The sequence below is a fragment of the Longimicrobium sp. genome (assembly GCF_036280135.1).
In the GTDB taxonomy this organism is placed as follows: Bacteria; Gemmatimonadota; Gemmatimonadetes; order Longimicrobiales; family Longimicrobiaceae; genus Longimicrobium.
This window is the reverse complement of the sequence record NZ_DASURI010000640.1, coordinates 1-8,079: the sequence shown is the minus strand read 5'-3', so window position 1 is coordinate 8,079 and position 8,079 is coordinate 1. Positions and strand designations below refer to the sequence as shown.

At 72.0% G+C, this 8,079-nt stretch carries 6 protein-coding genes; 2 read left to right on the top strand and 4 right to left on the bottom strand.

Annotated elements, in window-relative coordinates; translation table 11 throughout:
• Positions 1-1,049, bottom strand: a 1,049-nt coding sequence (locus VFZ20_RS20755) for a DUF2397 family protein (protein ID WP_329685854.1), incomplete at its 3' end; no start/stop codon positions are given.
• A 155-nt stretch (positions 1,050-1,204) separates the two neighbouring features.
• Between VFZ20_RS20755 and VFZ20_RS20750 the strand changes: the two genes are divergently transcribed.
• Positions 1,205-1,996 (top strand): hypothetical protein, encoded by a 792-nt coding sequence (locus VFZ20_RS20750; protein WP_329685853.1) that lies wholly within the window; start codon positions 1,205-1,207, stop codon positions 1,994-1,996.
• Between the two features lie 121 nt (positions 1,997-2,117).
• Here VFZ20_RS20750 and VFZ20_RS20745 read toward each other — a convergent pair whose 3' ends face one another.
• Positions 2,118-2,336, bottom strand: coding sequence for a KTSC domain-containing protein (locus tag VFZ20_RS20745; protein ID WP_329685852.1), 219 nt, complete (start codon positions 2,334-2,336; stop codon positions 2,118-2,120).
• Positions 2,337-2,602: 266 nt separating this feature from the next.
• Here VFZ20_RS20745 and VFZ20_RS20740 point away from each other — a divergent pair, with 266 nt between their 5' ends.
• Positions 2,603-4,786, top strand: a complete 2,184-nt coding sequence (locus tag VFZ20_RS20740; protein WP_329685851.1) for an ATP-binding protein — start codon at positions 2,603-2,605, stop codon at positions 4,784-4,786.
• A gap of 114 nt (positions 4,787-4,900) precedes the next feature.
• Here the strand turns inward: VFZ20_RS20740 and rmuC are convergent, their stop codons facing one another.
• Positions 4,901-6,250, bottom strand: coding sequence for a DNA recombination protein RmuC (rmuC, locus tag VFZ20_RS20735; RefSeq protein WP_329685850.1), 1,350 nt, complete (start codon positions 6,248-6,250; stop codon positions 4,901-4,903).
• A 218-nt stretch (positions 6,251-6,468) separates the two neighbouring features.
• Positions 6,469-8,079 (bottom strand): sensor histidine kinase (locus VFZ20_RS20730; RefSeq protein ID WP_329685849.1); only part of this gene is annotated, 1,611 nt, incomplete at its 5' end.

Below are 8,079 nucleotides of genomic sequence, written 5' to 3'. Positions count from 1 at the left end.
GCCGACGCCGCCAGCCGGTGCGCGTCGTCGTCCGTGGGCGCGCGCAGAAAGGCGAGGACCAGCAGGCGCAGGTCGCGGGCGCGGTTGAGCGCGTTGCGCCGCTCCGTCACCACCCGCTCGATCTGCTCCACCAGCCCGCGGACGCGCCCCGTCGTCTTGGCGTGCAGGATCTCCGCGTCGCCGCCGCGCCCGCTGAAGCCGCGCAGGGCCCGGATCTGCCCCTCGAACGCCGCGCGCAGCTCGTCCTCCGCGCGCAGGTCGCCCTTGCGCTCGCGCTCGTTGCGGGCGAGGGCGGCGGCCAGGCGCGCGTCCAGGCCGGCATCCGCCCACTCCTCGAACAGGTCGCGCGTGCGCTCCACGAAGTCCTTGAGGCCCAGCGCGAACTCCTCCAGGTAGTCGCGCAGCATCCGCTTGTACTGCAGAAAGACCACGAGGTCCGCCGCCGTGGGCATGCGGTCGTGCTCCAGCTCGCGCATGTAGCGCAGGGCCTGCTCGCGCAGCTCCCGCCGCGCGTCGTCCGCCGCGTTCCACAGGCCTTCCACCTGGCGCAGGACGTCGTGCGAGGCCCGCGCGGGGTCCAGCTCCGCCAGGATGCGGCCCAGCTCGAACAGGGCGTCGCGCAGGCGGGTGAGGCGCGTGGTGTCCAGCGACCCGCGCGAGCCGTCGCCGCGGGTCAGGCGGATGAGCATCTCCTCGATGACGCGCGCCGTCTCGCTGATCTGGTAGCGCCGCGCGGCCCGGACGAACTCCTCGATGGTGCGCGCCTGGTTCACGTCGTGCTCCGACGTGAGCACCCCCCACGCCTCCAGCTGCTTGAGGTGCCCCTCGCACTCCTCGTCCGTGTACGCGGGGTGATGGGGATGCTGCGCGCGGATGAACGCGGCCACCTCGCCCGGCCACAGCCACCCCGTCTCGCCGGACTCGTAGCGCTGGTGAAAGAGGCGGACGATGGGGCGGTAGAGCGCGGCGTTGGTGGCGACGAGGTAGCTCACCTCGTCCACCTTGCGCATCAGCAGCTCGTCGACGATCAGCCGTTCGCGGGGGTCCATCCAGGGCACGTCACGGGGAGGGGAATCGGATGCCGAATCGTACGGCCAACCCCGTCCATCTGCAAGAAAGACCCGTCCGGAGCGTGGCGCGCGGGCGGCGGGCCGGATATTCTGTCCGCCTTCGACATCTGTCTCCGATCCGCACCCGACGCACCATGAGCGATCCGTATCTTCCCCCCGTGGACCGGCTGCTGAAGCTGGGCGCGGAGCCGGCGCGCCGGCGCACGTGGCCGGACTACCGCACCCTGGGCCTGGAGCCGCGCCACGTGCCCGCGCTGGTCCGCATGGCCACGGACCCCGCGCTGCTCGCCGCGGCCGAGCGCGACCCGGCCAGCTGGGCGCCCGTGCACGCGTGGCGCGCCCTGGGGCAGATGGAGGCGCAGGAGGCCGCCGGGCCCATGCTGCGCCTGCTGGAGACGCGCGGCGAGGACTTCTGGGTGCAGGAGGAGCTTCCCGACGTGCTGGGGATGATCGGCCCGGCGGCGCTGCACGGGGCCACGCTGCTGCTCTTTGACGAGGACCGGCACGAGGAGATGCGGATGGCGGCGGGCGCCATCATCACCAACGTGGCGTTCCAGCACCCGGATCGCCGCGCCGAGGCCGCCGCCGTGCTCGTAAAGCAGCTGGAGGACTGGGCCCACCAGTCGCGCGCGCTCAACAGCTTTCTCATCGCCGAGCTGGTAGCCCTGGGCGAAAAGGCGGCCGCGCCCGTGATGGAGGCCGCGTTCGCCGCCGGCGCCGTGAACGAGCGCGAGAGCGGCAGCTGGCAGGAGGTGCAGGTGGCGCTGGGGCTGGTTGCCGCGCCCGAGACGCCGTGGGCGGACGAGGGCTGGGACGACGGCCGCCGCGAGGGCTCGCGCACGCCCTCCGCCACCGCCGACGCGAAGGCCAGGGCACGCCGCAAGGCCGAGAAGGCCGCCCGCAAGCGCAACCGCAAGAAGAAGTAGAACAGAAGCGGCATTCTCACACGGGGCCTGCGGCCAACGGGGATAACGGTAGCTGATAAAAAACCGTTGACTCCGTTGGCCGCAGGCCCCGTGTGAGATCGTCTTTTTCTCCGCCCGGCGATCAGCCCACGCGGCGGTAGGCGAAGCCGGCGGGGCGGATGTGCCGGGCGAAGAAGGTGCCCTTGGACGGCGCGCGCATCAGCCCGTCGTGCACCGTGGACGGCACGCCGGCGTACTCGTAGATGCGGCCGCCGACGAACTCGATCTGCAGGACCCGCCGCTCCGGCACGTAGCCCACGGCGGCGATGTTGGACGACTCGACGGGAACGCGCTGCACCATTCGGCTCCGGGATGCGCACCAGGGGGATGCGCCGCGTGTGAACGTTCGCGGCGTGCACGTCCAATATCGCGGATCCGCGCCGCGCGCGGGAGTGGGCGATACGAAGGCGGCACGAAAGGACCGGTCCGGAAGACGCGGGGTATGTAGATGATTCCCGCCGGCTCCGCGCGAGAAAACGCAGCGGAAGGTGTATGCGCGGCGGTCCGGGACTTGCCGCCCGTGGGCGCACAGGCTTCGCGCTCTCCCCAGACCCACCTCTCCACATCATGTCCGACGTTTCCGCCGGCACCGGCTCCGTGCGCGTTCCCAGCCTTTTCTCGGCATCGGGGGACGTGTACCGCGAGGTGCTGCGCAATTCCAGCGAAGCCATCGCCATCATCGACGCGCAGGGCGTCTACCGCGAGCAGAACGACGCCCATCGCGCGCTCATCGGCTACCCGGACGAGGAGCTGGCCGGCCGCACGCCCGCCATCCACATGGGCGACGAGACGTTCGCGGAGGTGGCGCGCGCGCTGGCGTGGAGCGACCGCTACCGCGGCGAGGTGGCCAGCGTCACCCGCGACGGCCGGCGGCTCACGCTGGAGCTGTCGGCGTTCACCGTGCGGGGCACGGACGGCGAGCCCCTGTGCCACGTGGGCATCAAGCGCGACGTCACGGAGCGCCGCCAGGCCGAGCGCGAGCTGCAGCGCCGCTACGAGCAGCTGGCCATCCTGTACCGCGTCACGGACGCCGTGGGCCGGGCCGGCGCCCTGGACGAGATCTACGACGAGGCGCTGGGCGGGCTGGAGCGGGCCCTGGGCGCGCGGCGGGCCGCCATCCTCCTGTTCGACGAGGGCGGGGTGATGCGGTTCGTGGCGTGGCGCGGCATCAGCGACGGGTACCGGGCCGCCGTGGACGGGCACTCGCCGTGGACGCGCGACGCCGTCGATCCACGACCCATCACCATCCCCGACGTGGCGCTGGACCCGGACCTGGGCCCGCTGCGGGAGACCATCCTGGGGGAGGGGATCGGCGCGGTAGGCTTCTTTCCCCTGGTGACGCAGGGGCGGCTGCTGGGCAAGTTCATGCTGTACCACGACGCCCCGCACCCGTTCGCCCCCGAGGACGTGCAGCTGGCGCAGACCATCGCGGGGCAGGTGGCCGTGGCCATCGCCCGCAAGCGCGACGAGCAGGTCCTGCGCGAGCAGCTGCTGGAGCGCGAGCGCGAGGAACAGGTGCAGCGGTTCCTGGCCCGCGCCGGCAGCCTGCTGGCGTCGTCGCTGGACCTGGAGGCCACGCTGGCCGGCGTGGCGCGCCTGTGCACGCCGTTCCTGGCGGACTGCTGCGTGGTGGACGTGGCCAACGAGGCCGCCGACGGGCTGCGGCGCGTGGCCGTCTCCCACGCGGACGCCGCCCTGCGCCCCGTGGCGGACGCGCTGCGGGCGTTCGCGCCGTCGGGGCTGCTGGAGGTGCACCACGCCATCCGCGCCTTTCGCTCCGGCCACGCGGTGCTGATGACGGAGGTGGACGACGGTTACCTGCGGCGCGCCACGTCCGGCCCGGAGCACCTGTCCGTGCTGCGCCGGCTGTCGCCCTCGTCCATCATCGCCGTGCCGCTGCTGGCGCGGGGGCGCACGCTGGGCGTCATCACCCTCATCCGCTCCAGCGGGCGCTACGGGGCGGGAGACCTGCCGCTGGCCGAGGAGGTGGCGCGGCGCGCGGCCCTGGCCGTGGACAACGCGCGGCTGTACGAGGCGGCCACGGCGGCCAACCAGGCCAAGAGCGAGTTCCTGGCCGTGATGTCGCACGAGCTGCGGACGCCGCTCAACGGCATCCTGGGCTACACGGAGCTGCTGCTGATGGGCATTCCGCACCCGCTGCCGGACGCGTCGTGCACGCAGGTGCGGCGCATTGGCAGCAGCGCGCGGCACCTGCTGCAGATCATCGAGCAGATCCTGGCGTTCTCGCGGCTGGAGGCGGGGCGCGAGGAGGTGCACCCGGAGGACGTGGAGCTCGGCGAGCTGGTGCGCGAGACGGCCGCGCTGGTGCAGCCCCTGGCGCAGCAAAAGGGCCTGCGCTTCGCCCTGGCGCTCCCCGCGGGGCCGGTCCGCATGCGGACGGACGCGGGCAAGCTGCGGCAGATCCTGCTGAACCTGCTGTCCAACGCCATCAAGTTCACGGAGTCGGGCGAGGTGGCGCTTTCCGCCGAGGCGGACGGCGCGCGCGTGCGGCTGTCCGTGCGCGACACGGGCATCGGGCTTACGCCGGAGCAGCGGGCGCGCATCTTCGAGCCGTTCTGGCAGGCGGACCACTCCAGCACGCGGCAGGCGGGCGGCACGGGGCTGGGGCTGAGCGTGACGTGGCAGCTGGTGGAGCTGCTGGGTGGCGAGGTGTCGGTCGAGAGCGCGCCGGGCGCCGGCACCACCTTCACTGTCGTCCTCCCGCGCGAGGTCGAGTTCCAGGATCCCTGAGCTCTACTGCATTTTTCACGCAGAGGGAGCAGAGGCAGCAGAGTACTTCATCACGCGACGAAGTACTCTGCTGCCTCTGCTCCCTCTGCGTGAGAATTCTTTTGCAGTTCGCTTTTACGCGGCCTCGGCTTCGGACGCGATCTCGGCGATGGTCAGGCCCTCGACGGGGAGAAGGCGCTCGGCGTCGGGGGAGGGCAGCTCCTGCACGTCGCGCAGCTTGCGCTCGATGGCCCGCGTGCGCACGCCGGCCGCATCCATCTGCCGGCTGGCCTCGTGCAGCTTCTTTTGCACCTTGGTCAGCACCTCGCCAAACTTGCCGAACTCCGTCTTCACGGCGCCCAGCAGCCCCCACACCTCGCTGGAGCGCTGCTGGATGGCCAGCGTGCGGAAGCCCATCTGCAGGCTGTTCAGGATGGCCCACAGGGTCACGGGGCCGGCCACGATCACGCGGCATTCGCGCTGCACGGCATCCACCAGCCCCGTCCGGCGCACGACCTCCGCGTAGAGCCCCTCCGTGGGCAGGAACATGATGGCGAAGTCCGTCGTGGACGGCGGCGAGATGTACTTGGTGCAGATGTCGCGCGCGCACTGGCGGATGCGCTGCTCCAGCTGCCGGGATGCGACCTCGGCCTTGGCCGCGTCGCCGGCCTCCTGCGCGTCCAGGAGCAGCTGGTAGTCGGCCAGGGGGAACTTGGCGTCGATGGGCAGCCACACGGGTCCCAGGTCGTGGCCCGGCAGCTTGATGGCGAACTCCACCCGGGCGCCGTTGAACTCGTTGGTCGCCACGTTGGCGCAGTACTGCTCCGGCGCCAGCACCTGCTCCAGCAGGCTGCCCAGCTGCATCTCGCCCCAGGTGCCGCGCACCTTGACGTTGGCGAGCACCTTCTTGAGGTCGCCCACGCCGCTGGCCAGCGTCTGCATCTCGCCCAGGCCGCGGTGCACCTGCTCCAGCCGCTCGCTCACGGTGCGAAAGCTCTCGCCCAGCCGCTGCTCCAGCACCCCCTGCAGCTTCTCGTCCACCGTCTGGCGCACCTGCTCCAGCTTGGCCGTGTTGTCCGCGCGGATCTGGTCCAGCTTGCCCTCCACCGTGGCGCGCAGCGTCTCCATCTGCTGCCCGTTGGACGCCGTCAGCTGGCCGATGCGCGTGGAGACGCCCTCCAGCTCCGTCTTTTGTGCCGCGGACAGCTCGGCCATGGTGCGCAGGACGGTGTCGCTCACGCCCTTGAGCGTGGCGCCGACCTCCGTCCGCAGCTGGCTGGCCTGCTGGCCGGCCTCGTCGCGCGCGCGGGCGGTCTCTTCGCGCAGCAGCCGCTCGGCGCGCTCCTGCCCCTCGCGCACGGAGGCGATGCCGGCCTGCAGCGGCGCGGCGTCCGCCGGTCGCGCGTTCCGCAGCACCATGATTAGCAGGACGATGCAGACGAGCAGCAGCGCGATGGCGACGTAAAGAAGCAGCTCGATGGACATGATGCGGGATGAAAACGGGGAGGGATGCGCGTCCGTGGCGACGTTTTGTGAAGCTACGGAGGGCCCCGATTCCGAGCTACTGAAGAAATCCCGAATCCAAACAAAGTTTTACTGAATTTTCACGCAGAGGGAGCAGGGGCAGCAGAGTACTTCATCGCGCGACGAAGTACTCTGCTGCCTCTGCTCCCTCTGCGTGAGAATGCAGTTTGGTTTTTCCCTCAGCCCGCGGCGGGAAGCCAAAGGGTAAAAGAGGAGCCGGCGCCGGGCGTGCTCTCCACCGTCAGGTCGCCGCCCATCCACCGCGCGAACCGGCGGCTGATGGCCAGCCCCAGCCCCGCGCCGCCGTGGCGCCGCGTGTAGCCGCTCTCCACCTGCACGAACGGCTCGAAGATGCGCTCCGCCTGGTCCGCCGCGATGCCGATCCCCGTGTCTTCCACGCGCAGGCACACCCACGCGCCCTCCGCCTGCGTGGCCGGCAGCGTGCCGTTCGACTGCCCACAGCGGATGACGGCGCGGCCGCCGGATTCCGTGAACTTGACGGCGTTGGAGACCAGGTTCAGCAGGATCTGGTCTACCCGCTGCGGGTCGCCGTGGTAGCGCAGGCCGCCCCCGCAGTCCGCCGAGAGCGCCACGCCCTTTCGCGCGGCCTCCGGGCCCAGCACCGTCACGGCCGCGGCGACGGCGTCCTCGGCGAACGCCACGCGCCGCTCGATGCGCAGCGAGCCCGCCTCGATGCGCGCGAAGTCCAGCAGCTGGTCTACCAGCCCCGTGAGGTGCTGGCTGCTGAACCGCACGCGCTCCAGCTGGGCGTGCTGGCCGGGGGTGAGCGGGCCCTCCAGCTCCATCGTCAGCAGGTCGGTGTAGCCGATGATGGCGTTGATGGGCGTGCGGATCTCGTGGCTCATGGTGGCCAGGAACTCGCTCTTGGAGCGGTTGGCCGCCTCGGCCTCGTGGCGCGCGGCGTCGGCCTGGGCCAGCGCCGACTCCATCTGCGCGTTGGCGTGCTCCAGCTCGTCCGCCAGCGACTGCGCCGTCCGCACCTGCGTGCTCAGCTCGCCGTGGCTGGCCTGCACCTGCTCCGCCATCCAGTTGAACCGCTCCGCCAGCACGCCCAGCTCGTCCCGGCGCCGCAGCGTGGCCCGGCGCGTGTAGTCGCCCCGGGCAATGCCCTCCGACGCGAGCGACAGCGACCGCACTGGGCCCGTGATGCTGCGGCTGAGCAGCCACGCGCCGGCCGCGCCGGCCAGGCACAGCCCCAGGGCCGCCAGCCCCGCGCGGCGCAGGAACGTGCGCGGCCGCGCCAGCATCTGCGCGCGGCCCTGCTCCACGACAAATGCCCACGGGGTGCCCTGGATGGGCGCCGCGTACGCCACGACCTCCTCGCCGTCGGCCCAGCGGTAGTGCGCGGCGCCCTGGAACGGCCACGCCGGCGCCGCGGGGGCCGGGCCACCGTCCAGGGTGACCCACGGCCCCCCGGACGCGTTGGCGAAGTACACGTCGATGCCGCCGCCGATCAGCTCCTCCAGGGCGTCGGAGGTGGTGCCGCCGCCCACCATCCGCAGCTCCGCCACCCAGCCCAGCGTGTCCGCTCCTTCGGCGACGGGGACGGCGAGCCAGAACCAGTGCCGCTCTCCGGCGCGAAAGAAGCGGCCGATGCCGTCCGGCCCCGGCAGCATCTCCGGCGTGAGCGCCGGCCACGGCCCGGCGGAGTCGGGGAACGCGCCCACCTGCGCCACCGTGTGGTGCGCGCGGTCCCACAGCACGGTGGGCAGCGTGGGCGCCTCCGGGCGGCGAAACCGCTCCAGGGCCTGCACGGCCGCCGCGGGTGC

Coding starts and splice junctions, on each gene's coding strand:
- VFZ20_RS20750 (WP_329685853.1), top strand. CDS start 1,205: ATGAGCGATCCGTATCTTCCCCCCGTGGACCGGCTGCTGAAGCTGGGC.
- VFZ20_RS20745 (WP_329685852.1), bottom strand. CDS start 2,336: ATGGTGCAGCGCGTTCCCGTCGAGTCGTCCAACATCGCCGCCGTGGGC.
- VFZ20_RS20740 (WP_329685851.1), top strand. CDS start 2,603: ATGTCCGACGTTTCCGCCGGCACCGGCTCCGTGCGCGTTCCCAGCCTT.
- rmuC (WP_329685850.1), bottom strand. CDS start 6,250: ATGTCCATCGAGCTGCTTCTTTACGTCGCCATCGCGCTGCTGCTCGTC.